19 protein-coding genes are annotated in these 24,513 nt (G+C 60.2%); 13 read left to right on the forward strand and 6 right to left on the reverse strand.

All coding sequences use genetic code 11. The features are described 5' to 3' along the window. Together ACZ5C3_RS12720 and ACZ5C3_RS12725 are read right to left on the reverse strand one after the other, a co-directional pair. The gene (locus tag ACZ5C3_RS12720) at positions 1–1,413 is read right to left on the reverse strand and encodes an ATP-binding protein (RefSeq protein ID WP_464038012.1); all 1,413 of its coding nucleotides are present in this window, start codon (positions 1,411–1,413) and stop codon (positions 1–3) included. Then, positions 1,410–2,075, reverse strand: a complete 666-nt coding sequence (locus tag ACZ5C3_RS12725; protein WP_464044738.1) for a response regulator — start codon at positions 2,073–2,075, stop codon at positions 1,410–1,412. Before ACZ5C3_RS12725 ends, ACZ5C3_RS12720 begins: the two co-directional genes overlap by 4 nt. Before the next feature lie 101 nt (positions 2,076–2,176). Between ACZ5C3_RS12725 and dsbD the strand changes: the two genes are divergently transcribed. Both dsbD and ACZ5C3_RS12735 read left to right on the forward strand, forming a co-directional pair. After that, on the forward strand, positions 2,177–4,003 hold the full coding sequence (gene dsbD, locus ACZ5C3_RS12730; RefSeq protein ID WP_464038013.1) for a protein-disulfide reductase DsbD: 1,827 nt from the start codon (positions 2,177–2,179) through the stop codon (positions 4,001–4,003). Positions 4,004–4,034: 31 nt separating this feature from the next. After that, positions 4,035–4,664, forward strand: coding sequence for a DsbA family protein (locus tag ACZ5C3_RS12735; RefSeq protein ID WP_464038014.1), 630 nt, complete (start codon positions 4,035–4,037; stop codon positions 4,662–4,664). A 146-nt stretch (positions 4,665–4,810) separates the two neighbouring features. Here ACZ5C3_RS12735 and ACZ5C3_RS12740 read toward each other — a convergent pair whose 3' ends face one another. After that, positions 4,811–5,581 (reverse strand): outer membrane protein, encoded by a 771-nt coding sequence (locus tag ACZ5C3_RS12740; protein WP_464044739.1) that lies wholly within the window; start codon positions 5,579–5,581, stop codon positions 4,811–4,813. Positions 5,582–6,488: 907 nt separating this feature from the next. Here ACZ5C3_RS12740 and secE point away from each other — a divergent pair. The 6 genes from secE to ACZ5C3_RS12770 all read left to right on the forward strand — a co-directional run bounded on the left by secE (position 6,489) and on the right by ACZ5C3_RS12770 (position 10,194). Continuing rightward, positions 6,489–6,683 (forward strand): preprotein translocase subunit SecE, encoded by a 195-nt coding sequence (gene secE / locus ACZ5C3_RS12745; RefSeq protein ID WP_464038015.1) that lies wholly within the window; start codon positions 6,489–6,491, stop codon positions 6,681–6,683. A gap of 19 nt (positions 6,684–6,702) precedes the next feature. Then, positions 6,703–7,236 carry a transcription termination/antitermination protein NusG gene (gene nusG, locus ACZ5C3_RS12750; RefSeq protein ID WP_464038016.1) on the forward strand — a complete coding sequence of 178 codons (534 nt, stop codon included), beginning with the start codon at positions 6,703–6,705 and terminating at the stop codon, positions 7,234–7,236. Between the two features lie 166 nt (positions 7,237–7,402). Then, positions 7,403–7,831, forward strand: coding sequence for a 50S ribosomal protein L11 (rplK, locus tag ACZ5C3_RS12755; protein ID WP_464038017.1), 429 nt, complete (start codon positions 7,403–7,405; stop codon positions 7,829–7,831). A gap of 5 nt (positions 7,832–7,836) precedes the next feature. Continuing rightward, positions 7,837–8,526 (forward strand): 50S ribosomal protein L1, encoded by a 690-nt coding sequence (gene rplA, locus ACZ5C3_RS12760; protein ID WP_464038018.1) that lies wholly within the window; start codon positions 7,837–7,839, stop codon positions 8,524–8,526. Positions 8,527–8,614: 88 nt separating this feature from the next. Continuing rightward, on the forward strand, positions 8,615–9,565 hold the full coding sequence (locus ACZ5C3_RS12765; RefSeq protein WP_464038019.1) for a 2-hydroxyacid dehydrogenase: 951 nt from the start codon (positions 8,615–8,617) through the stop codon (positions 9,563–9,565). Positions 9,566–9,567: 2 nt separating this feature from the next. Beyond that, positions 9,568–10,194, forward strand: coding sequence for an FMN-dependent NADH-azoreductase (locus ACZ5C3_RS12770; protein ID WP_464038020.1), 627 nt, complete (start codon positions 9,568–9,570; stop codon positions 10,192–10,194). 165 nt (positions 10,195–10,359) lie between these two features. On the opposite strand, the gene sigJ is transcribed toward ACZ5C3_RS12770, so the two are convergent. From sigJ to ACZ5C3_RS12785, 3 genes are read right to left on the reverse strand one after another with little or no spacing between them, the layout of a single operon-like run. Beyond that, the gene (sigJ, locus tag ACZ5C3_RS12775) at positions 10,360–11,253 is read right to left on the reverse strand and encodes an RNA polymerase sigma factor SigJ (RefSeq protein ID WP_464038021.1); all 894 of its coding nucleotides are present in this window, start codon (positions 11,251–11,253) and stop codon (positions 10,360–10,362) included. After that, positions 11,225–11,773: a carboxymuconolactone decarboxylase family protein gene (locus tag ACZ5C3_RS12780; protein WP_464044740.1), complete on the reverse strand. Its 549-nt coding sequence runs from the start codon at positions 11,771–11,773 to the stop codon at positions 11,225–11,227. Before ACZ5C3_RS12780 ends, sigJ begins: the two co-directional genes overlap by 29 nt. After that, positions 11,763–12,143 (reverse strand): hypothetical protein, encoded by a 381-nt coding sequence (locus tag ACZ5C3_RS12785; RefSeq protein ID WP_464038023.1) that lies wholly within the window; start codon positions 12,141–12,143, stop codon positions 11,763–11,765. Before ACZ5C3_RS12785 ends, ACZ5C3_RS12780 begins: the two co-directional genes overlap by 11 nt. A 665-nt stretch (positions 12,144–12,808) precedes the next feature. Between ACZ5C3_RS12785 and rplJ the strand changes: the two genes are divergently transcribed. From rplJ to ACZ5C3_RS12810, 5 genes are all read left to right on the forward strand, one after another. After that, the gene (gene rplJ, locus ACZ5C3_RS12790; RefSeq protein WP_464038024.1) at positions 12,809–13,327 is read left to right on the forward strand and encodes a 50S ribosomal protein L10; all 519 of its coding nucleotides are present in this window, start codon (positions 12,809–12,811) and stop codon (positions 13,325–13,327) included. Positions 13,328–13,379: 52 nt separating this feature from the next. Further along, on the forward strand, positions 13,380–13,757 hold the full coding sequence (rplL, locus tag ACZ5C3_RS12795) for a 50S ribosomal protein L7/L12 (protein WP_464038025.1): 378 nt from the start codon (positions 13,380–13,382) through the stop codon (positions 13,755–13,757). Between the two features lie 397 nt (positions 13,758–14,154). Continuing rightward, on the forward strand, positions 14,155–18,288 hold the full coding sequence (gene rpoB / locus ACZ5C3_RS12800; RefSeq protein WP_464038026.1) for a DNA-directed RNA polymerase subunit beta: 4,134 nt from the start codon (positions 14,155–14,157) through the stop codon (positions 18,286–18,288). A gap of 125 nt (positions 18,289–18,413) precedes the next feature. After that, entirely contained in the window at positions 18,414–22,613 is a 4,200-nt protein-coding gene (gene rpoC, locus ACZ5C3_RS12805) for a DNA-directed RNA polymerase subunit beta' (RefSeq protein WP_464038027.1), read from the forward strand. A gap of 187 nt (positions 22,614–22,800) precedes the next feature. Beyond that, positions 22,801–23,931, forward strand: a complete 1,131-nt coding sequence (locus ACZ5C3_RS12810) for a helix-turn-helix transcriptional regulator (RefSeq protein WP_464038028.1) — start codon at positions 22,801–22,803, stop codon at positions 23,929–23,931. Positions 23,932–24,513: the final 582 nt, after the last annotated feature.

Genomic DNA, 24,513 nt, shown 5'->3' on the forward strand with positions numbered 1-24,513 from the left:
CTACGACGCGGCCTGAAGGCGAAGCTGCGCGTTGCCGTGGATGTATTCGCTCGATGTATGGCTTTGCGGGGCGCGGCTTATCGGCCAGATGATCTGAACCCGCAGGCCCGATCTGTCGGTGCGGTTTTGCAGGATCAGCCGCGCGCCGCTGGCTTTCAAGGCGAGCTCGACGATGGACAGCCCGAGGCCGCTGCCCACGGCGCTCTTGTGACGGCCCCGGAAAAAGCGATTGGTTGCGAGCGCGATCTCATCATCCGGAATGCCGGGGCCTTCATCTTCAGCGAAGACGACCAGCTCGTCGCCAACCGTTTCCGTAGACCACCTCACGACGCCTGTGTCCGGCATGTGATGGAGTGCGTTCTCATGCAGATTGCGGATCGCGAGCGTAAGAAGTTCGCGATTGGTGTTGACGGTTGTGCGCCGGAGCGACGGATCGATTGCGATTTGAACGCCGACGTTAGGAACGGGCAGCGCGCTCACTATCTCGTCCAGCACGGTGCCGATATTGATAGTCGTGTTGTGTTCGGCCTCTTGGGTGGCATCGAGCTTGGCAACCGTGAGAAGCTGGCGGACCAGCCGAGTAGTGCGGTCGACCGCGATCATGATCTGCCGCAACGCTGCGTCGCGCGTCGGCTTGTCGTGTGCTGCGATCGAAATCTGCGCCTGCATCTTCAAGCCGGCCAGCGGCGTGCGCAGCTCATGTGCCGCGAATGCCGTGATCTCGCGTTCATGCTGCCGTGCCGTCTGTACCTTGGCGAACAATCCATTCAGCGACGCAACGACCGGATGGATTTCCTTTGGCAGGCGTCCGACATCGACCGGGCTCATGTCGTCAGCGTCTCGTGCCTGCAGCCCTTCCGCCATGATCCGCAGCGGTCGCAATCCGCGATTGAGGCTTACCCAGATCAGGAAGCCGAGCAGCGGAATCATGAGCAGCATCGGGGCAAGCAAGCCTTTGATCAACTCGGCAACAAGGTGAGTCCGCTGTCCGAGCCGGTCGCCCACGAGGACGCGGATGCCTTTAGAGTGATCCTCGATGGTGTAGACACGCCAGTTTTCATCGTCGATTTTGCGGTCTGAAAAGCCCGCGCGTGTGTCGGTGAATTTCGTCGCTGGCGCGCCGCTCGATTTGGCAACGAGTTGGCCGTCCAGCGACCAGATCTGGCACGAAAGCTGGCGCTCGTAACTTGGAATGTCGATCACATGGCTCGATGTGGGGCCTTGTCCGGCTGGGGGCAGGCCGCTGCTTGGCACCAGCGATGCCACCATGCGCGCCGCTTCCTGCAGGCGCGCATCGAGAACCGTTTCGACTTCCTGCTTCGCGCCGATGTAGATCCAGCACGCAGCAAACAGCCAGATCAAGCCGGTAGCCGCCACGAGAATGACGAAGAGCCGGCTTCTCAAGGAGTTCATGCAGCGTCCAGCTTCATGCGGTAGCCGAGGCCGCGAACGGTCTCGATTCTGTGCTTGCCGACCTTCGCGCGCAGCTTGTGGATGTGCACTTCAACGGTGTTGCTTTCGATCTCCTCCTGCCAACCGTAGAGCCGTGCTTCGAGATCGTCTTTTGAGATGACTGCGCCGGGGCGGCGCATGAGAGCGGAGAGAATCGCGAACTCGCGGCGCGACAGCCGAATCTGTTCGCCGCTGACACTCGCTGTCATCTGCGCGGGATCGAGGATGATGCCATTGTGCGAGAGGAAAGGAGAGGCGCGGCCTGACTGACGGCGGCCGATGGCGCGCACGCGTGCGGCCAGTTCATCGAGGTCGAAGGGCTTGCCGAGGTAATCGTCGGCGCCCGCATCAAGGCCTTTCACGCGGTCCGCGATCTCGTCCTGCGCGCTCAGCACCAGCACCGGCGTCAGGTCACCGTTGGCCCGCATCTGCGTCAGCAGATCGAGCCCCGATCCATCGGGCAGCATCAGGTCGAGAACCAGTGCATCGAACTCACTTGATGCCACCGCGGCGCGACCGTCGGCGCAATTCGAGACGACGTCGAGGGTTGCCCCGAACAGGCCAAGGCCCGCGCGTAGCCCGTCGGACAGAACCGGATCGTCTTCGACAACGAGAATTCGCATGGATGGTCAATCCCCAATCAGGCGCTCAAGTGACCAACCAGGCTTAAGGCTGGCTTAAGGTGGACAATTCACATGGCGCCATCATTCACAGAAGGTACGCCATGCAATACGTGCGCACGCTCCGGTTTGTTACGTTCCTTGTCCTGATATTCGCGTTTGTCGTCGGTGCGGCATTCGCCGCAGGACCACGCCCGGCCGATGACGTTTTTAAGTTGAATGTTCAACTCGACGAGGAAACGGGAATCGAACTCAACTGGTCGATCGCGCCGGGGCACTACCTTTATCGGGAGAGAATTGCTGCGACCCGCGACGGCAAGCCGCTGAAGATCACGCTGTCCCACGGTGACATGAAGGACGACCCGACATTCGGGTTAACGGAGGTCTATCACGGCTCTGCCATGGCAACGGTCGCCATGGAGGATCTACCGAAGACCGGAACAATCCAGGTCACCTATCAGGGGTGCGCGGAAAATGTCCTCTGCTATCCGCCCATCACGAAGGCGATCGATCTCGAAACGCTCGCGGTGACCGAGCCGTCCGAGAGTGAACACAATGGCGTGAGCACGCGCCCTGTTGAGTATGAATCCGCAGGGGCGGTGCCTGTGGCAGCAGAGCCCGCAGCGGGAACAGAATCCGGAACGGGAGCTGTGAGCCTCGACGGCGGATATCTGCCGATGCTGGCCGCATTCTTCGGGTTCGGGTTGTTGCTGTCGTTTACGCCATGTGTGTTCCCGATGGTGCCGATCCTGTCGGGCATGCTGGCGCGTACCGGCGGCGGATTATCCATCGGGCGCAGTCTCGCTTTGTCGGGAACATATGTGCTCGCCATGGCTGCGGCTTACAGCGTACTCGGCGTCTTCGCCGCATGGTCGGGAGAAAACCTGCAGGCGGTTCTGCAGACGCCATGGGCCATTCTACTGATGAGCCTGATATTCGTGGTGCTGTCGCTGTCCATGTTCGGGCTGTTCGAGTTGCAGCTTCCGCAGCATTGGACGACGAAGCTGGCCGGTGCCGCGGGCAATCGTGGATCGATTGGCGGAGCGGGGCTCTTGGGATTTGGCTCGGCGCTGATTGTCGGTCCTTGCGTTACGCCGCCGCTTGCAGCCGCGTTGATCTATGTCGCGCAGACCGGAAATGTTCTCCGTGGTTCGTCGGCGTTATTCGCGCTTGGCGTCGGGATGGGAATTCCGCTGCTGGCGTTCGGCATTCTCGGCGCGAAGGTGTTGCCACGTTCCGGACCATGGCTCGCGCATGTCAAAACCGCATTCGGCTTCATCTTCATTGGTCTAGCGATTTGGATGGCGTCGCGGGTGCTGCCGATCGCGGTGGTCGCGGCTAGCTGGGGAGCGTTGTTCATCGCCATCGGCTTTGCGCTCGACGCGTTGAATATTTTCAAATCGAGGTGGAGCGTGCCGCGCATCGCCTTTCGGACCGTCGGTGTCGTCGCCATGCTCTACGGTTGTGTGCTGCTCGTTGGTGCTGCGAGTGCGCGGTACGAGCCACTCCGTCCGCTCGACGTGGTCGGTCTCGTGACGCGGCCGCAGAACGCCGACGCCGACAAAAGTCATTTCCAGATCGTCTCGAGCGAAGCCGAACTTGATCGCGCGATTGCATCCGCTAGCAAGCAGGGCCGCATGGTCATGGTGGATTTCTCTGCCGAGTGGTGCGTGGAGTGCAAGGTGATGGAGCGCAACGTGCTCTCGGTGCCCGCGGTGCTTCAGGAGCTGCGCAATGTGGTCCTGATCCGCGCGGATGTGACGCGTGTCGATCAGTTCAGCAAGAAGCTGATGCAGCGGTTTGATGTCGTTGGCCCGCCAACCATCGTCTTTCTCGATCCGGAAGGGGCGGAAATCTCAAGCTCACGTGTGATCGGCGCCGTCAGCGTCAATGCGTTCCTTGCCAAGGTCGCAAGGGCCTTGCGCGCCTGACCCATCGACTTTCGTTTATCGGAGATACCTCATGGAAAAATTGCTTTCACGCGCATCCTTTCTGCGTCTGGCCGCCACATTGCTGTTGATCTTGCCGTCCGTTGCTTTGGCGGACGACAATGAGATTACGCGGGAGGACATCCTGCATGATCCGGAAGCGCCGACGGCGGGCAATCCGGACGGCGATCTGACGATCGTGGATTTCTTCGACTACAATTGCCCGTTCTGTAAGAAGGCGGCGCAAAATCTCGAGCGCCTTGTGAAGACCGATGGAAAGATCAGGCTTGTCTATAAGGACTGGCCGATCCTGGGGCCGACCTCCATCGTCGGCGCGCGGATAGCGTTGGCAGCCAGGTATCAAGACAAGTACCTCGACGTCCATCATGCGCTGATGAACATTCCGGGTGAGGGCATTCCGCAGGAGCGCATGATCGAGGAGGTGCGCAAGACCGGCGTCGATATGACCCGGCTCGATGCGGATATCAACGGACATGCGGAGGACATCGGTAAGCTGATCAAACGCAATCTCGCCATTGGCGCCGCCATCGGCTTTCTGGGAACGCCGGGCTTTTTGATCGGGCCCTACAGGGTCAATCAGGCGCTCACTTACGATGGTTTCGCGCATGCGGTGGCCGATGCGCGCACCAAGCAGAAAAAGTAGCCAGGTTGAAATGCGGCTTGCAGGCTCATCGCGGGGGTAAGCCGAACGTGACGCGGTCGCAGGCGTTACAGCGATGAGGTCTCGGATCAAAAGAAAAGCCCGGCGCGAGGCCGGGCTTGAGTTTGCACACTGGAGTTTATGAACGGTCAGTACTTCGCCACGGCGGGGCCGCCGAACTTGTAGCTGAGGCGCGCTGTGACGGTTTCGACCTTCAGCCTGTCGTTGAAGGCCTCGTCCCTCAGTGATGGATCGACTTTGCTGCCAATGTCTGTTCCAGAAAACGACGTCCCGCCGAAATCCATGTAATTGTATTCAACGCCGAGGATCCAGTTTGCGGCGAACGCAACTTCGACACCTGCACCCACCACGTAGCCGGAGCGCCACGCGCTGTGGTCGAGATAGTTGCCTTCGTCGTCGAAGTTTTTCGTTCCCAGATGCGCGGCGGCGTAGCCCCCCTTGATGTAGGGCAGCCAGTTGTTGAACGCGTAGCCGAGACGGGCGGTGACCGTCCCGAAGGAGTCTATTCTTGAGCTAAGGGAGTCTGTGTCTGGATAGAAGATACTGAGATCCGTCCGCTTGAGGTCGGCGCCGTTGAATTGTCCTTCCACACCGAACACCCAGTTCGCCGCTTGCCAGTTGTAGCCGATTTGGCCGCCGTAGGCCGCGCCACGCGGGTTTGTCGTCTGGACGCTGCCCATATCCGCACCCGCAGTCCACCAGGCACCACCAGGAGTGATATCTGTGTGTTCGTTGCGCGCCCAGCCGTAGCCTGCGTTGACGCCAATATAGAATCCCGACCAGTCGTAGGCTGGGTCCATCGCCGGGGCCTTGGTGTAGGGGCGGGCGCCGAGATCGGCAGCGACGGCGCTGATTGAACTGAACGCAACAAGTGCTGTGGTGAGCAGAATTTTTTTCATCAAAGGCCTCGAGAGAATCCACGTCTCTCTGTGCCTAACAGTCGTCGCCGTGTTCGGCTTGGGCGGCGCGGAAGTGTGGATAGATTGGGCGATACTTCCAACTGATTTGGCGGCAGTGTCACCGCGCCGCCACAGAAGCGTCAGGTCGATGGCCCCCCGGACGCCGTCCTAGCGAGACGATTTCGTCCTTGAATCCAGACGCAAGGATGATGCCGCCTCGTTGTCCGATGGACTAATGATGAGGAGCGGCCCGGACAATCATTCGCAGGAGCTCGAAAAATGCGATTGTTGCCTTTTGGAACGCTGGATAGCGGTGGAAGCAATACGCCCACGAGAGCGTCAGGATAACTGCCGGAACCGCGGCAATGGAAAAACGATGCTCGAGCACACCAAAACAAACACCAAGTGCGATGAAAGAGCAGAGATAGAGCAGCGGGAATACGATCAAGACGGCTAAGAGTAACAGGCCTGACCAGAATGGTTTCGTTGGCGCGGGGGTGGTCTGTAGAGAAGGGCGATTCACTTCCGGTTGTCCTGTGTCAGCTACAACAACTATAGCGTTTCGGAGATTCTCAGGCTTGTCATCCAATTTCTCCGGGACCACGGTCTCCTGACCGCCTCGCGATACATATAATGTCAGGCGAGGGGAAGGGCCCCTCCGAGGACTATATTCCGCCCTGCGGCGGTCCAATACCTTGACCTTCCGCTGGTCCCGCAGTAGATAACCGACACCTGCTGCTGGCCCGTTTCGGATTTCCAGCGCGGCATTACATCCCCGGACAATCGAGCCCGCTTGGCGGCTCATCCTTCAAAAGAGGGTTGGGCACACGAGAGGGCTGTCTGGATTCCTGACATTGACTGGCGCCTGGAACACGATTTCGGGCACTACTGACGCGGATCAAAGACGATGGCCACCAGCCCGTTCAAATTTCTGCAGGAAGTGCGCTCGGAGACCGCCAAGGTCGTCTGGCCGACCCGCCGCGAGACGATGATCACTACGGTGATGGTCTTCATCATGGTGGCGGCTTCGTCGATCTTCTTCTTCGTCGCCGACCAGCTTATTCGCGTTCTTATTACCTACATTCTTAGCATCCACGGCTGATGCGCGCAGGACCTGACCAATGAGCATGCGCTGGTACATCGTTCACGCCTATTCGAACTTCGAAAAGAAGGTCGCTGAATCCATTCGCGAGCAGGCCAAGCAGCGCGGGCTGGAAGAGCTGTTCGAGCTGGTGCTCGTTCCGACCGAAAAGATCACGGAAGTGCGCCGCGGCCGTAAGGTCGATGCTGAGCGCAAGTTTTTCCCGGGCTACGTGCTGGTCAAGATGAACCTCACCGACGAGGCGTTCCATCTGATCAAGAACACCCCGAAGGTGACGGGCTTCCTCGGCGCGGAAAACAAGCCGATGCCGATCTCGGAGTCTGAGGCGATGCGCATCCTGCATCAGGTGCAGGAAGGCGTGGAGCGTCCGAAGACCTCGGTCACGTTCGAAGTCGGCGAAAACGTGCGCGTGGCCGATGGCCCGTTCGCCTCGTTCTCGGGCGTCGTCGAAGAAGTCGACGAGTCGCGTTCGCGCGTGAAGGTCGCGGTGTCGATCTTCGGCCGTGCGACCCCGGTGGAACTGGAATTCGGTCAGGTCGAGAAAGTCGCCTGATTTGACGAGATTGCGCGGGCTGGGGTATCTCCAGCCGCGCAATGGATAGGCGCAAGCTTATCCTTAAGACCCGTGGGAGGAGGCCGATGATCGCCAGTCATCGCCGAACCGAACCACGGTTCCCTGAAAGGTCCGGAATGGTCCGGGCCGCTTAGAGGAGTGACGTATGGCAAAGAAAGTGACCGGATACCTGAAGCTTCAGGTGCCGGCCGGTGCGGCGAATCCGTCGCCACCGATCGGTCCAGCGCTTGGTCAGCGCGGTCTCAACATCATGGAATTCTGCAAGGCGTTCAACGCCCAGACGCAGAAGGAAGAAAAGAACACCCCGATTCCGGTGGTGATCACGATTTATGCGGATCGCTCCTTCACCTTCGAGATGAAGACGCCTCCGATGTCCTTCTTCCTGAAGCAGGCGGCGAAGATCCAGTCCGGCTCCAAGGCTCCTGGCCGTGACAAGGCGGGCAAGGTGACCTCGGCGCAGGTGCGCGAGATTGCCGAGAAGAAGATGAAGGATCTCAACTGTGACACCGTCGAGTCGGCCATGCGTATGGTCGAGGGCTCTGCCCGTTCGATGGGTCTGGAAGTGGTGGGGTAAGGGTCATGGCTGTTGGCAAAAAACTGGTCAAGGCCCGCGAGGGTATCGATCGCGAGAAGCTCTATCCGATCGCCGATGCGGTGAAGATGGTGAAGGAACGCGCCAAGGCGAAGTTCGATGAAACCATCGAAATCTCGATGAACCTCGGTGTCGATCCGCGTCACGCCGACCAGATGGTCCGTGGCGTCGTCACGCTGCCGAACGGCACCGGCCGCACCCTGCGCGTCGGCGTGTTCGCGCGCGGCGCGAAGGCTGAAGAGGCGAAGGCTGCCGGTGCTGACGTTGTCGGCGCTGAAGACCTCGTCGAGAAGGTGCAGGGCGGCGCGATCGATTTCGATCGTTGTATCGCAACCCCTGACATGATGCCGCTGGTCGGCCGTCTCGGTAAGGTGCTCGGCCCGCGCGGCATGATGCCGAACCCGAAGATCGGCACGGTGACCATGGATGTCACGTCCGCCGTGAAGGGCGCAAAGGGCGGCTCCGTCGAGTTCCGCGTCGAGAAGGCCGGCATCGTGCAGGCTGGTATCGGCAAGGCATCGTTCTCGGAAGAGAAGCTCGTCGAGAACATCAAGGCCCTGACCGACGCGGTCGTGAAGGCCAAGCCGGCGGGTTCCAAGGGCACCTATGTCCAGCGCGTGGCGGTTTCCTCCACCATGGGCCCGGGCGTGAAGGTTGAACCAAGCAGCGTGATGTGAACACCACGCACTGGTGAGTGATGCAAAGGCGGAGCGGGCAAAACCTGTTCCGCCTTTTTCTTTTTAAAGTTCTGCTGGAAGTTGAGAAATGGCTGAGCAAGTCCTGATCTATTCGCGCTTTCCCAAGGCCCAACTGGTGCGCATCGGCGAGCACTACGACCTGCTAGACGCCATGGGTAAACCACCCATCGAAACTTTCTCCGCGGACGAACTCAAAGGTGTCCGCGCCTTGATTACCGCCGGTGGGCAGGGGCTTTCGCCCGCGGTACTCGATTCACTGCCGTCGCTCGGCGCGATCATTTGCTACGGCACGGGATATGACGGCGTGAACTTCGACGACGCCAAGAAGCGCAACATCGTTGTCGGCAATAGCCCCGCGGCGAATGCAGCATCGGTCGCTGACCTCGCGATGACCTTGATGCTGGCTGCGACCCGCCGCCTGCTTCCGGCGGATGCCTATGTCCGCGACGGAAGATGGTTCGACAAGCAGCCGTCGCCGCTGATGCGCCCGCAGCCGGGCATGACCGGCCGCAAGGTCGGCGTGTATGGCATGGGCGAGATCGGTCGCAAGATCGCGGCGCGCTGCGCGGCGTTCGAAACCGAGGTCGCGTATTACAGTCGCAGCAAGCACGACGTGCCGTATGCCTATCACGCGAGTCTTGCCTCGCTCGCTGAGTGGGCCGACATCTTGATGGTGGCGGTGCGCGCCGGCACGGACACCAAGCACATCATCAACGCGGACATCCTCAAGCTGCTCGGCCCGCAGGGCACGATCGTCAACATCTCGCGCGGATCGGTGATCGACGAGAAGGCGCTGGTGCTGGCGCTGGAGAACAACCTCATCGCAGGCGCGGGTCTCGATGTTTACGAGACCGAACCCCACGCGCCGGATGCGCTGACCAAATTCCCGACGGTGGTGCTGACGCCGCATGTCGGCGGCCACACTATCGAGTCCCACGTCGCGATGCAGACCTGCGTGCTCGCCAATCTCGATGCGTTCTTTGCCGGTAAGGCGCTGCGCTATCCGGTGAACGGCTGAGCATGGTGCAGGTCTTGAGCATACTGACCTCGCCGAGGTCAGATTCCGTGTCGACAACCATCGTTGACACGTTTCTCTCTGCATATCGTCAGCGACAGGCTGATCTGACCATCGATACGCTGAACGTTTGGAATGAAGCGCTTCCAGAGTTCGATGCTGAAGCGATCGGCGCCAAATATAAGGGCGTATCCGGCGCTCCACTCTCGGCCATTGAACAAAAGACATGGGACAGCATCCAGCGCCTGGCGTCACGCTTCAAGAATGCGGACCGGATTGTCCTTGGCGTCCCGATGTGGAATTTCTCCTATCCCTATAAATTCAAGCAGCTTGTCGATCTTTCCTGCCAAAGGAACATGCTGTTCACCTTCGATGGGAAGAATTACGGGCCGTCGCTGTCGATCGATAAGGCCTTCGTCGTTTACGTCCGTGGGCAAAGCGATGAGGCGGGAATTAGCCACCTCAATTCGCCTGGGTTCGCGCATGTCAGCGATTACGTCGACTTCTGGCTGAAACTCGTCGGCGTTCGGGACGTTGTGTCGCTCAATGTGGAGCATACGTGGGACGGTCGCGCCCATGATACGATCGAGGCGGCCAAGGCCAGAGCCGCCGAGCTGGCGCATACGTTTTGATCACTAGTGTGGCGGTTCAGAAGTCCGCATCGTTCGTGCGGCGAGTCCGGAATGCGGACTTCTGAACCAAAGCCACACTAGATCAATAACTTGCTAGTGTCCCTTCGATTCCGAAGTTCGCAAACAAAGGTGCCGCGAAATGATGCGAACTTCGGAATCGGGACACTAGTGTCCCGGTGATGCCGGGACATGCTGCAGCTTGTCCGGATTGCGCACGAGATAGATCGCGGCAATCCGTTCGCCATCGACCGCAAGCGTAAACGTGTGATCGAGTTCGCCGTCGAGATAGACGAGGGCGCCGACCATGCCGTTAATCATCCTCGTCTCAACACGCAGGTCGTGACCCGCGTTCTTCGCGGCTAGCCCGATGAAGAAGCGCGCGACTTTGTCGGCGCCCATGACGGGATTGAGTGCTGCGGTCTTGCGTCCGCCGCCATCGGTGATGGCAATGGCATCCTCACGCAGGAGCGCCGCGAGACGGGTGACATCGCCGCTGCGCACTGCTTCGCCAAAGGCCTCTAACAGCCGCGCGTGATTGTCCGGCGTGGCTGCCGGTGCAGCGCGATCATTGCGCACAGCGCGCCGGGCCCGCGCAGCGAGCTGACGGCAGGTGGCCTCGTTGCGTTCGAGCACGCGTGCGATGTCAGCGAATGGCGTGTCGAAAACGTCGTGCAACAGGAAGGCAGCGCGCTCCAGCGGCGACAGCCGATCGAGCGCCAGCAGCAATGCGAAGGACAGGTCGTCGGCGAGCTCTGTCGCCGCATCGGGCGACAGGCCCTCGGTGTCGAACACCGGTTCGGGCAGCCAGGGCCCGACATAGACCTCCCGCTGGGCGCGGGCGCTCTTCAAACGGTCGAGGCAGAGGCGGGTGACGATGGTGACGAGAAACGCTTCGCGGTTCTGGACATCCTGCGCGGTGGCAAAGCGCAAATAGGCATCCTGAACCACATCCTCGGCATCGCTGTGACTGCCGAGCATACGGTAGGCGAGGCCGAGCAGGCGCCCGCGGTGAGGCGCTATGGGATCTGCGTCACGCGGCCTGTTTGACGACGTCGACATTGTGTCCTTCTACCCTGATCCGCCGGCATTGCGCAGAATATCCGAGCCCGGCCTTCAGCATCGGGAAAACTCGCGAAATGGTCAGCGCAAGCGTCAATTCCACAACGCCTTTGTCGTCCCATTCGGCGCGCACGGCGTCGCGATATTGATCCACGTCGAGCGAACGCTGCACGACGGCATCGGCAAAGCGATACGCGATTGCCGTCGGCGTGGTCATGGCCGCAACATCGCCGCGCAGCACCGCTTCGACTTGCTTGTCCGGCATGCCTGCCTCCAAAGCCATGTCGACCACGAGCTGTACGCAGGGGCCGCAATCTTCTTTCAACGCGCCGACGAGCTTGGCCGCGAAATAAGCGTCCACCGGAACGGCGTCGCGATGCCGGGAGACGGCCTGGATCTTTGCAAACTTGAAGAAAGCCGAGGGCGCCTCGTCCAGCATCATCTCCAGGTAGCTGGCATCGTAGTTATAGCGCTTGCTGAACGCGCGCAGCACGCGGCGCATCAAGAACTTACGCATCATGAACTCCTTTGTTGGGAAGACTGCAGGTAAGAGCGAGTGCTGAGGGAATGACGACCGCGAGCAGATCGAAAGCGGTGTGATGGTTGTGGCCGCCGGATACGATCGATACGAGATGGATCAGGCCGTGCAGGGTGATGAATGATGCGCCGGTGGCGGCTGCCGCCCAGTAGACGGGGCGCCAGGCGCCGACCACGAGCGCAACCCCGGCGACAAGAAACGCTGCGCCGATGTCGAGGACGAAGTGGGGGTTAAAGGGGCCCGTCTCGGGTACCCCCGGGACGTTCGCGTACCAGAGCGGGCCGTTTGCCAGCATAACCAGCCCGTTCAGGGCATTGGCGATGCCGAGCACTCCTGCTATCAATCGCTTCATACGAACCTCCTGCGCCCAAGACGAGCGACAGGCGGGGAACGTGACGTCGGGTGAAAAAAAATCCGGGCCGTCAAAAAATCCAGCCGGGATGGGCAAAAAGCCTCCGGGGTGGCCCGAAACCTGCTTTCGGAACCCAGAATCCTCTTGGCAAGGCCGTTCAGACTCGTTAAATATGCCTTTCCGGGCGTGCTGGCTGTCGCTGGCGCGTCCGTGTTCGTTTTCCGAAAATCAGGCCAATAGGAGACCATTCCTCGTCGATCATTCCGCATGGAACGCTCACAGGAACGGAAATCCTTGTCTTGACTGACGAAAGCGAGCGGGAGTCCCTCGGTTGAACAGACCGGGACGGCTCCAATCCTGTCCAAGACTGCAGGTGCCGTCCTTCATCCTTCGGGATCGGAGTTCAGCTTAATCCCCTGCACAGACGGGTGAAAACCGGATTTCGTGACCCCGCCTCATGTTTGCGGCGGGCTGCGGGTTTGGTTCGAACCTCGACACCTCGTCGGGCGTGCCGGAAGGCGGGTCAGGCGAGAGGGCAGGCTTCCGAAATGTCGTCGTGCCCCGACGTGTTGAGAGACGAGAGTCTTGAGATCAGACGGGCAGGACGATCGGTGCAACCCGGCGGTCCTGCCTTAAGGTAGACCGCCAACCGGAAAGAGCTTGCTGTGGAACGAGCGGCAAAAAAAGAGGCGGTCGAGTCGCTGAACGAGGCCTTCAAGGCCACCAGCGTCGCGGTCGTCGCTCATTATTCCGGCCTGACCGTTGCCCAGATGCAGAAGCTGCGTACGCAGATGAAGCAGGCTGGTGCCTCGGTAAAGGTCTCGAAGAACCGTCTCGCCAAAATTGCTCTTGAAGGCACGGACGTCGTGTCCATCGGCTCCCTGTTGAAGGGGCCGACCGTGATCGCAACTTCAAACGATCCGGTCGCGGCGCCGAAGGTTGCCGTCGAATTCGCCAAGGCGAACGAAAAGTTCGTCATCCTTGGCGGTGCGATGGGAACCACTGTCCTGAATCCCGACGCTGTGAAGGCGCTTGCCTCGCTGCCGTCGCTTGATGAACTGCGCGCGAAGCTCCTCGGCCTCCTTGTGGCGCCGGCGACCAAGATCGCTCAGCTCTCTACCGCGCCTGCTGCGAAGCTGGCCCGTGTGGTTCAGGCTTATGCCTCAAAGGGTGAAGCGGCGTGACGCCATTCTCCATCTCAACTGGTTCGAACTAATACGCTGAAGGAAAGTTAAAATGGCTGATTTGCAAAAGATCGTAGACGACCTCTCGAGCCTCACCGTTCTCGAGGCTGCTGAACTCGCGAAGCTTCTCGAAGAGAAGTGGGGCGTTTCGGCTGCTGCCGCTGTTGCGGTTGCTGCTGCTCCAGGTGCTGGCGGCGGTGCTGCTCCGGCTGAAGAAAAGACCGAGTTCACTGTCGTTCTCGCTTCGGCTGGCGACAAGAAGATCGAAGTCATCAAGGAAGTCCGTGCGATCACCGGCCTTGGCCTCAAGGAAGCCAAGGACCTCGTCGAAGGCGCGCCGAAGCCCCTCAAGGAAGGCGTTGCCAAGGACGAAGCCGAGAAGGTCAAGGCTCAGCTCGAGAAGGCTGGCGCCAAGGTCGAGCTCAAGTAAGACGACGATATTTGTTCCGGCCGGTCACTCTCGACCGGCCGGACACATTAAAGTGTGACGGTTCGATGATTGACCCCCTCGAATTGTTACGAAAACCGCCCATATAGGCGGAGGCACGAAAGGACGAATCGCTCTTTGACACCGGGACCGAGTTCAAGGCGCGACGTTGGGAGACGAGCAATTTCGGGCTTTAGCAGTCCGTAGAGTTTGTTTTGACGGGCAGGGCGCCCATAGCGCCCCGCGCGTCATTTTGCGTCTTGGGATTCGGAGCGGAACATTATTCCGCCGGAACCGAAGACGCCTGAAGTTTGGACGATTTGACAATTCAACCCGGGGGGCGGTGCCCATCGCACTCCGGAAGATGCCGCCACCCAGGGCGGCGAAATGAGAGGCCACGATGGCGCAGCAGACGTTCACCGGTCGCAAACGCGTTCGCAAGTTTTTCGGACACATTCGGGAAGTCGCCGAGATGCCGAACCTCATCGAGGTTCAGAAGGCGTCCTATGATCAGTTCCTGATGGTCGAGGAACCTCAGGGCGGGCGACTGGACGAGGGCTTGCAGGCAGTTTTCCGTTCAGTGTTCCCGATCAACGATTTCTCCGGCACCTCGCAGCTCGAATTCGTTCGCTACGAATTCGAACAGCCGAAGTATGACGTCGACGAGTGCCGCCAGCGCGGCATGACCTTTGCTGCGCCGCTGAAGGTGACGCTGCGCCTCATCGTGTTCGATATCGACGAGGAAACCGGCGCGAAGTCGGTGAAGGACATCAAGGAGCAGGACGTCTACATGGGCGACATTCCGCTCATGACGATGAACGGCACCTTCGTGGTCAACGGCACCGAGCGCGTCATCGTTTCCCAGATGCACCGTTCGCCGGGCGTGTTCTTCGACCACGACAAGGGCAAGACCCATTCCTCGGGCAAGCTGTTGTTTGCCGCGCGCGTGATTCCGTACCGTGGTTCATGGCTCGACATCGAGTTCGACGCCAAGGACATCGTGTTCGCGCGTATCGACCGTCGCCGCAAGATTCCGGTGACGTCGCTGATGTTCGCCCTCGGTCTCGATGGCGAAGAGATCCTGTCCACGTTCTACAAGAAGATCCAGTACAAGCGGACCAAGGAAGGCTGGCGCGTGCCGTTCGACGCGACCCGTTTCCGTGGCTACAGCACGATCAATGACCTGATCGATGCTGACACCGGCAAGGTTGTTCTCGAGGCCGGCAAGAAGCTCACCGTTCGTGCGGCTCGCCAGCTCCAGGAAAAGGGCCTCAAGGCTCTGCGCATGATCGACGACGAACTCGTCGGCATGTATCTGGCCGAGGACCTCGTCAATCCGAAGACTGGTGAGATCCACGCCGAAGCCGGTGAAGAAATCACCGAGAAGCTGCTCAAGGCGCTGAACGAGGAAGGCTACAAGGACCTTCCGCTGCTCGACATCGACCACGTCAATGTCGGTCCGTACATCCGCAACACGCTGAACGCCGACAAGAACATGACGCGTGAAGACGCGCTGTTCGACATCTATCGCGTGATGCGTCCGGGTGAGCCGCCGACGCTCGACTCGGCGCAGAACATGTTCCAGTCGTTGTTTTTCGACGCAGAGCGCTACGATCTCTCGGCCGTTGGCCGCGTGAAGATGAATATGCGTCTCGAACTCGACGCGCCGGACACCATGCGTACGCTCCGAAAGGAAGACATCCTTTCGGTGATCAAGACGCTGGTCGATCTGCGTGATGGCAAGGGCGAAATCGACGACATCGACCATCTCGGCAACCGCCGTGTGCGTTCGGTCGGTGAGTTGATGGAGAACCAGTACCGCGTCGGTCTGCTGCGTATGGAGCGCGCGATCAAGGAGCGCATGTCGAGTGTCGATATCGACACTGTCATGCCGCAGGACCTGATCAACGCGAAGCCTGCCGCTGCCGCGGTGCGCGAGTTCTTCGGTTCGTCGCAGCTCTCGCAGTTCATGGACCAGACCAACCCGCTGTCGGAAATCACCCACAAGCGCCGTCTCTCGGCACTTGGACCGGGCGGTCTGACCCGCGAGCGCGCTGGCTTCGAAGTCCGCGACGTGCATCCGACTCACTATGGCCGTATCTGCCCGATTGAGACGCCGGAAGGTCCGAACATCGGTCTGATCAACTCGCTCGCGACCTTCGCGCGCGTGAACAAGTACGGCTTCGTTGAGACGCCTTATCGCAAGGTGAAGGACGGCCGCGTCACCGACGACGTGGTCTACCTGTCGGCGATGGAAGAGGGGCGGCACTACGTCGCGCAGGCGAACGTGCCGCTCGACAACAAGGGCCGTTTCACCGATGACCTCGTGATCTGCCGTCACGCCGGCGAAGTTCTGCAGGTGACGCCTGATCGCGTCGACTACATGGACGTGTCGCCGAAGCAGCTCGTGTCGGTCGCCGCGGCGCTGATCCCGTTCCTCGAGAACGACGACGCGAATCGCGCGCTGATGGGCTCGAACATGCAACGTCAGGCCGTGCCTCTGGTGCGCGCCGAAGCGCCGTTCGTCGGCACCGGCATGGAAGGCGTCGTGGCCCGTGACTCGGGCGCTGCGATCGCTGCACGCCGCACCGGCGTCATCGACCAGATCGACGCGACTCGTGTCGTTATCCGCGCGACGGAAGATCTCGATCCGACCAAGTCGGGCGTCGATATCTACCGCCTGATGAAGTATCAGCGCTCGAACCAGTCGACCTGCATCAACCAGCGTCCGCTGGTGAAGGTGGGCGATCACGTCAAGAAGGGCGACATCATCGCTGACGGTCCGTCGACCGATCTCGGCGAGCTCGCGCTCGGCCGTAACGTGCTCGTCGCGTTCATGCCGTGGAATGGCTACAACTTCGAAGACTCGATCCTGCTCTCCGAGCGGATCGTGAAGGAAGACGTCTTCACCTCGATCCACATCGAGGAATTCGAAGTGATGGCCCGCGACACCAAGCTGGGTCCGGAGGAAATCACGCGCGATATTCCGAACGTGTCGGAAGAAGCGCTGAAGAACCTTGACGAAGCCGGCATCGTGTACATCGGCGCGGAAGTCCGCGCCGGCGACATCCTCTGCGGCAAGATCACGCCGAAGGGCGAAAGCCCGATGACGCCGGAAGAAAAGCTTCTGCGCGCCATCTTCGGTGAAAAGGCCTCCGACGTCCGCGATACCTCGCTGCGCGTGCCTCCGGGCGTGCAGGGCACCATCGTGGAAGTCCGCGTGTTCAACCGCCACGGCGTCGACAAGGACGAGCGTGCGCTGGCGATCGAGCGCGAGGAAATCGAGCGTCTTGCCAAGGACCGCGACGACGAACAGGCGATCCTCGACCGCAACGTCTTCGGCCGTCTGGCCGAGTTGCTCGAAGGCCGTCAGGGCATCGCTGGTCCGAAGGGCTTCAAGAAGGACACCAAGATCACCCGTGCGATCCTGGATGAATATCCGAAGTCGCAGTGGTGGCAGTTCGCTTCGCCGAACGACAAGTTGATGTCCGAAATCGAAGCGATGCGGAAGCAGTACGACGAGTCGAAGAAGGGGCTTGAACAGCGCTTCCTCGACAAGGTCGAAAAGCTGCAGCGCGGCGATGAACTTCCGCCCGGCGTGATGAAGATGGTCAAGGTCTTCGTCGCGGTGAAGCGTAAGATTCAGCCCGGCGACAAGATGGCCGGCCGTCACGGCAACAAGGGCGTTGTATCGAAGATCGTGCCGATCGAAGACATGCCGTTCCTTGAGGACGGTACGCATGCTGACATCGTGCTGAACCCGCTTGGCGTGCCTTCGCGCATGAACGTCGGTCAGATTCTCGAAACGCATCTCGGCTGGGCCTGCGCAGGCCTGGGCAAGCGGATCGGGCAGGCGGTCGATGCCTATTACCATGGCAAGACCGACGGTAAGGCCGACATCAAGCCGCTCAAGGAGACCTTGAAGAAGGTCTATGGTGAGGACGAGACCATCAAGACGCTCAGCGATCAGGAGCTGATGGAGCTTGGCCGTAACCTGCGCGCCGGTGTGCCAATCGCGACGCCGGTGTTCGACGGTGCGAAGGAAGCCGACATCGAGCAGATGCTCGAGTTGGCCGGCATGAACAAGTCGGGCCAGTCGACGGTTTACGACGGACGTACGGGCGACCAGTTCGACCGCAACGTGACGGTGGGCTACATCTACATGCTGAAGCTGCACCATCTCGTGGACGACAAGATCCACGCACGTTCGATCGGTCCGTACTCGCTCGTCACCCAGCAGCCGCTGGGCGGCAAGGCGCAGTTCGGCGGACAGCGTTTCGGCGAAATGGAAGTGTGGGCGCTCGAAGCTTACGGCGCGGCTTACACGCTCCAGGAAATGCTGACCGTGAAGTCGGACGACGTGGCCGGCCGTACCAAGGTGTACGAGGCCATCGTGCGCGGCGACGACACGTTCGAAGCGGGTATTCCGGAATCGTTCAACGTTCTGGTCAAGGAAATGCGTTCGCTCGGCCTCAACGTCGACCTGCACAATTCCAAGCTGGGTCCGGCGCCGACGTCCGAGGCTGCTGAGTAATCAAGATTCCATGCCCGGCTCTCCGAGCCGGGCATTCCATCCTGCGAGAACGTCACGCAGGGGTGGGGACGACAGACGAATTTCGAATTTGCTGCCGGTGACGATCGGCACGCGAGGAGAATACGATGAACCAAGAAATTATGAATCTCTTCAATCCGACGACTCCGGCTCAGGTCTTCGACCAGATCCGCATCTCGATCGCGAGCCCTGAGAAGATTCTGTCCTGGTCGTACGGCGAAATCAAAAAGCCGGAAACCATCAACTACCGCACGTTCAAGCCTGAGCGTGACGGACTATTCTGCGCGCGCATCTTTGGACCGATCAAGGACTACGAGTGTCTTTGCGGCAAGTACAAGCGCATGAAGTACAAGGGCATCATCTGCGAAAAGTGCTCGGTCGAAGTGACGCTGTCACGCGTCCGACGCGAGCGCATGGGCCACATCGAACTGGCTGCGCCCGTTGCGCACATCTGGTTCCTGAAGTCGCTGCCGTCGCGCATCGGCCTTCTGCTCGACATGACGCTGAAGGATCTCGAGCGCATTCTGTACTTCGAATACTACGTCGTTCTCGAGCCGGGTCTGACCGCGCTCAAGGACCGTCAGCTGCTGTCGGAAGAAGAGTATCTCCGCGCGCAGGACGAATACGGCCAGGACAGCTTCACCGCCATGATCGGCGCGGAAGCCATCCGCGAGCTGTTGAAGGGTCTCGAGCTTGAGAAGCTCGAAGGCCAGCTTCGTGCTGAGATGGCGGAGACCGACTCCGACATCAAGCACAAGAAGCTCGCCAAGCGTCTGAAGATCGTTGAAGCGTTCCGCGTCTCCGGCAACAAGCCGGAGTGGATGATCATGACCGTGATCCCGGTGATTCCGCCGGATCTGCGTCCGCTGGTCCCGCTGGATGGTGGCCGCTTCGCGACCTCCGATCTCAACGACCTGTACCGTCGCGTCATCAACCGCAACAACCGCTTGAAGCGGCTGATGGAGTTGCGTGCGCCGGACATCATCATCCGCAACGAAAAGCGCATGCTGCAGGAAGCTGTGGACGCGCTGTTCGACAACGGCCGCCGCGGCCGCGTCATCACCGGCGCCAACAAGCGTCCGCTGAAGTCGCTCGCCGACATGCTTAAGGGCAAGCAGGGCCGCTTCCGTCAGAACCTGCTCGGCAAGCGCGTCGACTATTCCGGCCGCTCGGTGATCGTGGTGGGTCCCGAACTGCGTCTGCATCAGTGCGGTCTGCCGAAGAAGATGGCGCTCGAGCTGTTCAAGCCGTTCATCTACTCGCGGCTTGACGCCAAGGGTCTGTCCACCACCGTGAAGCAGGCGAAGAAGCTGGTCGAGAAGGAGCGTCCCGAGGTTTGGGATATCCTCGACGAGGTCATTCGCGAGCATCCGGTGCTGCTGAACCGCGCGCCGACGCTGCATCGTCTCGGCATTCAGGCGTTCGAGCCGGTGTTGATCGAAGGCAAGGCGATCCAGCTTCACCCGCTGGTTTGCTCGGCGTTCAATGCTGACTTCGACGGCGACCAGATGGCCGTGCACGTTCCGCTGTCGCTTGAAGCGCAGTTGGAAGCGCGCGTCCTGATGATGTCGACCAACAACATCCTGCATCCCGCGAACGGTCAGCCGATCATCGTGCCGTCGCAGGACATCGTGCTTGGTCTCTACTATCTCTCGATCTTGCGGAATGGCCTGTCGGGCGAAGGCAAGGTCTTCCACGAGATGGCTGAAATTGAGCACGCGCTGTACTCGAAGGTCATCCACCTTCACACCAAGATCAAGTATCGCTGGACCGGTCTCGACGAGGACGGCAACACCGTCACCCGTTGGTATGACACCACGGCTGGCCGCGTGATGCTCGGTCAAGTGCTGCCGAAGCACAAGAAGGTGCCGTTCGACGCCGTCAACAAGCTGATGACCAAGCGCGAAATCTCGGGCGTGATCGATCAGGTGTACCGTCACTGCGGTCAGAAGGAGACGGTGATCTTCTGCGATCGCATCATGGCGCTCGGCTTCCACAACGCTTTCAAGGCGGGCATTTCGTTCGGCAAGGACGACATGGTCGTACCGCACAGCAAGTGGAAGATCGTCGACGACACCAAGTCGATGGCGAAGGAGTTCGAGCAGCAGTACAACGACGGCCTGATCACTCAGGGCGAGAAGTACAACAAGGTGGTCGACGCCTGGTCCAAGGCCAGCGAAAAGATCGCCGAAGAAATGATGAAGGAAATTTCCTCCGTCAAAAAGAACGACCAGGGCGCCGACTCGCAGATCAATTCGATCTACATGATGTCGCACTCCGGTGCGCGTGGTTCGCCGGCCCAGATGCGTCAGCTCGCCGGTATGCGCGGCCTGATGGCCAAGCCTGACGGTTCGATCATCGAAACGCCGATCGTGTCGAACTTCAAGGAAGGCCTGACGGTGATGGAGTACTTCAACTCCACCCACGGTGCCCGTAAGGGCCTCGCGGATACGGCGTTGAAGACCGCGAACTCGGGTTATCTCACGCGTCGTCTCGTTGACGTGGCTCAGGACTGCATCATCAACGCTGATGATTGCGGCACCAACCTCGGCATCAAGATGCGTGCGATCATCGACGCCGGTACGGTCGTTGCCTCGCTCGGCTCGCGTATTCTCGGCCGCACCGCGGGCGAGGATCTGCGTGACCCAGCGACCAACAAGGTCGTCGTCAAGCGCGGCACGTTGATGGAAGAGACGCATGTCGACGCCATCCATCAGGCCGGTATCCAGGAAGTGAAGATCCGTTCTGCACTGACCTGCGAACTGGTCAACGGCATCTGCGCCCAGTGCTACGGCCGCGACCTCGCTCGCGGTACGCCGGTCAATCACGGTGAAGCTGTCGGCGTCATCGCCGCGCAGTCGATCGGTGAGCCGGGCACGCAGCTCACGATGCGTACGTTCCACATCGGCGGCGCCGCTCAGCTTAACGAGCAGTCGTTCGTCGACTCGAACTTCGACGGTAAGGTCGTCATCAAGAACCGTGCGATCGCCACCAACAGCGAAGGCGCCACCGTTGCAATGGTCCGCAACATGGTCGTCGCGATTGTGGATGCCGATGGCACCGAGCGTGCGACGCACCGCATTCAGTACGGCGCGCGTATGCGGGTCGACGATGGCGATATGATCAAGCGCGGTCAGCGTATTACGGAGTGGGATCCGTATACGCGTCCCATCCTGACCGAAGTCGAGGGTACGATCGGTTTCGAGGATCTGGTCGAAGGCCAGTCGATCTCGGAAACGCTCGACGAATCGACCGGTATCGCCAAGCGCGTGGTCATCGACTGGCGTACGACGGGCCGCGGTGCGGACCTGCGTCCGGCCATCGTGATCAAGGACAAGGACGGCAAGGTGCTGAAGCTCGCACGTGGCGGCGATGCCCGCTACATGCTGTCGGTCGACGCCATTCTGTCGGTCGACATCGGTGCGACTGTGAAGCCGGGCGACATCCTTGCGCGTATCTCGACGGAGAGCGCCAAGACCCGCGACATCACCGGCGGTTTGCCGCGCGTTGCTGAGTTGTTCGAAGCCCGTAAGCCGAAGGATGCCGCAATCATCGCGGAAATCGCCGGCACGATCCGCTTCGGCCGCGACTACAAGAACAAGCGCCGCATCTCGATCGAGCCGCTCGACAAGACTGAGGAGACTCGCGAGTACCTCATTCCGAAGGGCAAGCACATCCATCTGCAGGACGGCGATATCGTCGAAAAGGGCGATTTCATCGTCGAAGGCAATCCGGCGCCGCACGACATTCTGGCGATCAAGGGCATCGAGGAACTCGCTGCCTACCTGGTCAACGAAATCCAGGAAGTCTACCGGTTGCAAGGCGTGCTCATTAACGACAAGCACATCGAAGTGATTGTCCGTCAGATGCTGCAGAAGATCGAGGTCACCGATCAGGGCGAGACCGACATGATCTCGGGCGAGCAAGTCGACAAGATCGAGTTCGACGCGCTCAACGCCAAGGCGAAGGACGAGGGCAAGAAGCCCGCGACCGGAAACCCTGTGCTGCTCGGCATCACCAAGGCCAGCCTGCAGACGCGTTCGTTCTTCTCGGCGGCGTCGTTCCAGGAGACCACGCGCGTGCTCACCGAAGCTGCCGTCAACGGCAAGGTGGACCCGCTCGAAGGCCTCAAGGAGAACGTCATCGTTGGCCGCCTGATCCCGGCGGGCACTGGTGCGTCGATGGCGAAGATCCGCGAAGTCGCAAGCAAGCGCGACCGCTTGATCCTCGACGAGCGCGAGAAGCAGGCCGCGATCGTGCCGAACGCTCCGGAGCCGGAGCCGCTGGCCCTGCCGCCTGCGGAATAGTTCCGCCGCGTAGAGCGCGTATCACTCATGCTGAAAAGGCCGTCCTTCGGGGCGGCCTTTTTTGTTGGAATGACTGAACTTCAGTGAGTTTTGAACGTCGTTCCCCGTAATTGCCCGAGGTCACGACGAGAGGAGGTCATGTTACGACACGGCTTTAGTCTGTTTTTTGCACTCGCTTGGGGATCACTTGGGACACCACGACACACTTATTTCGGCGATTGAAGCCATCTACATCGCTGCAGCCGATCCGTCGCATTGGCCGGCGGCGCTGCAGGCGATCGCGGATTGCTTCGACGATGTTGGCGCGATTCTCATCTACGGCAGGGATGATGGCAGCTTCGGCGTCATTGACTCGCCATCGCTTGAGTCTGTGACCGCCGAGTATGCACTGCACTGGAGCGCACGCGACATCCGCGCGCTTCGTTCGCGCGAGCGTGGCTATTTCCTCAATCGCGATGTCATCACCGATCGCGACGTTCTCACGCCTGATGAGATAGAAATGGATCCGTTCTACAGCGACCTGCTGCGACGGCACGGGTTGAAGTATTTTGCAGCGGCGATTGTGTCGCCCGATCCGCGTATCGAGGTGGCCCTGAGCGTGCAGCGGGCGCTCGGCCGCGCGGAGTATTCCGAAGACGAATTGAAACTCCTCGAGAAGTTGGCACCGCATGTGGAGCGGTCGTTGCGGCTCAGCATCCGCCTCATGGATGCTCGATCGATTCAGTCGGGGCTTGCCACCGCACTGGCTCGCATCGGCATCGGTGTGTTTGCGCTGGATTCGCTCGGCCGCATTGTTTTCTCCAACGCGGCATCCGAAGCGCTGTTGGGCGATGGGCTCAACATCGTTCAGGATCGGCTGGTGCTGGCGAACCCGTCGACCAGTGCGGATGCGGTGATGGCGATCCGTCGTGCGCTCGATGGTGGAGCGCTTGAGGCGTTGTCGTGGGAGGCAAAGCCGGTTCTGGTTCAACGCCAGCCGCCGAAGCGTCCGCTGGTGCTTCACGTCCTGCCGTTGCCGCCATCTAAGCAGCCATCAAACGCGTTTCTTGCCAGCGCGCGCGCCGTCGTTCTGGTGAGCGATCCGGTGGTGTCCGGCGTGGCCGATCCCACGCTGATCCGAGATGTTCTGGGCGTTACGCTCGGCGAAGCCAAGATTGCGTCGCTGGTCGGTTCGGGCATCTCGCCAAAGGATGCAGCGGAGAGATTAGGGATTGCGGAGGAGACCGCCCGCTCGGTTTTGAAGCGTGTGTTCTCGAAAGCCGGCGTGTCTCGTCAAAGCGAACTGGCCGCCTTGATCTCCCGGCTCGCATCCAAATAGGCGGGGCGAGGCAAGTTGTCGCAGTTGGCATGTTGCACCGCAGGATCACCCATTTGGGGGATGTGACTTTTTGACGGCGTTTATATGATCCCCTTATTCTGTGACCAGGCTGATACTGCGGGACGCATTGGGGCAGGCTATTGAAACTCAAGTGATATTAGACAGCCATTGAACACGATCGTCTCATGGCGATTATTTTGGTGTTCGTGGCTCCGGATAGCTGGATATACCTCCGGCAGGTCGGCGCGAGCTGGCCTGTTTTTTTTTCCTCTCCCTCTGGCAGCGTCCAGGGTCAACTTGCAAATGTGGTTGTCGTGGTTCTGCAACCTTGAATGGTCTAGTTTAAGAGCCGCGACGACGATGCTCCAAATACTTTTTTGACGCGTTTTCTTCACGCGAACGAGTGTCCCGCTTCCGAAGTTCGCACAGACTTGCGGTTAGCTCGGATGCGAACTTCGGAATCAAAGGGACACTAATAAACCTATGTTTCTAGTGCCGCTCTTGGATTTGAAGTTCTTCATCGAGTTTGCGGCGTCATTCGGAAGAACTTCAAATCCGCGGCACTAGGTGCCACTTCGCTCG

This window comes from Afipia dichlorophenoxyacetatis (assembly GCF_055386385.1).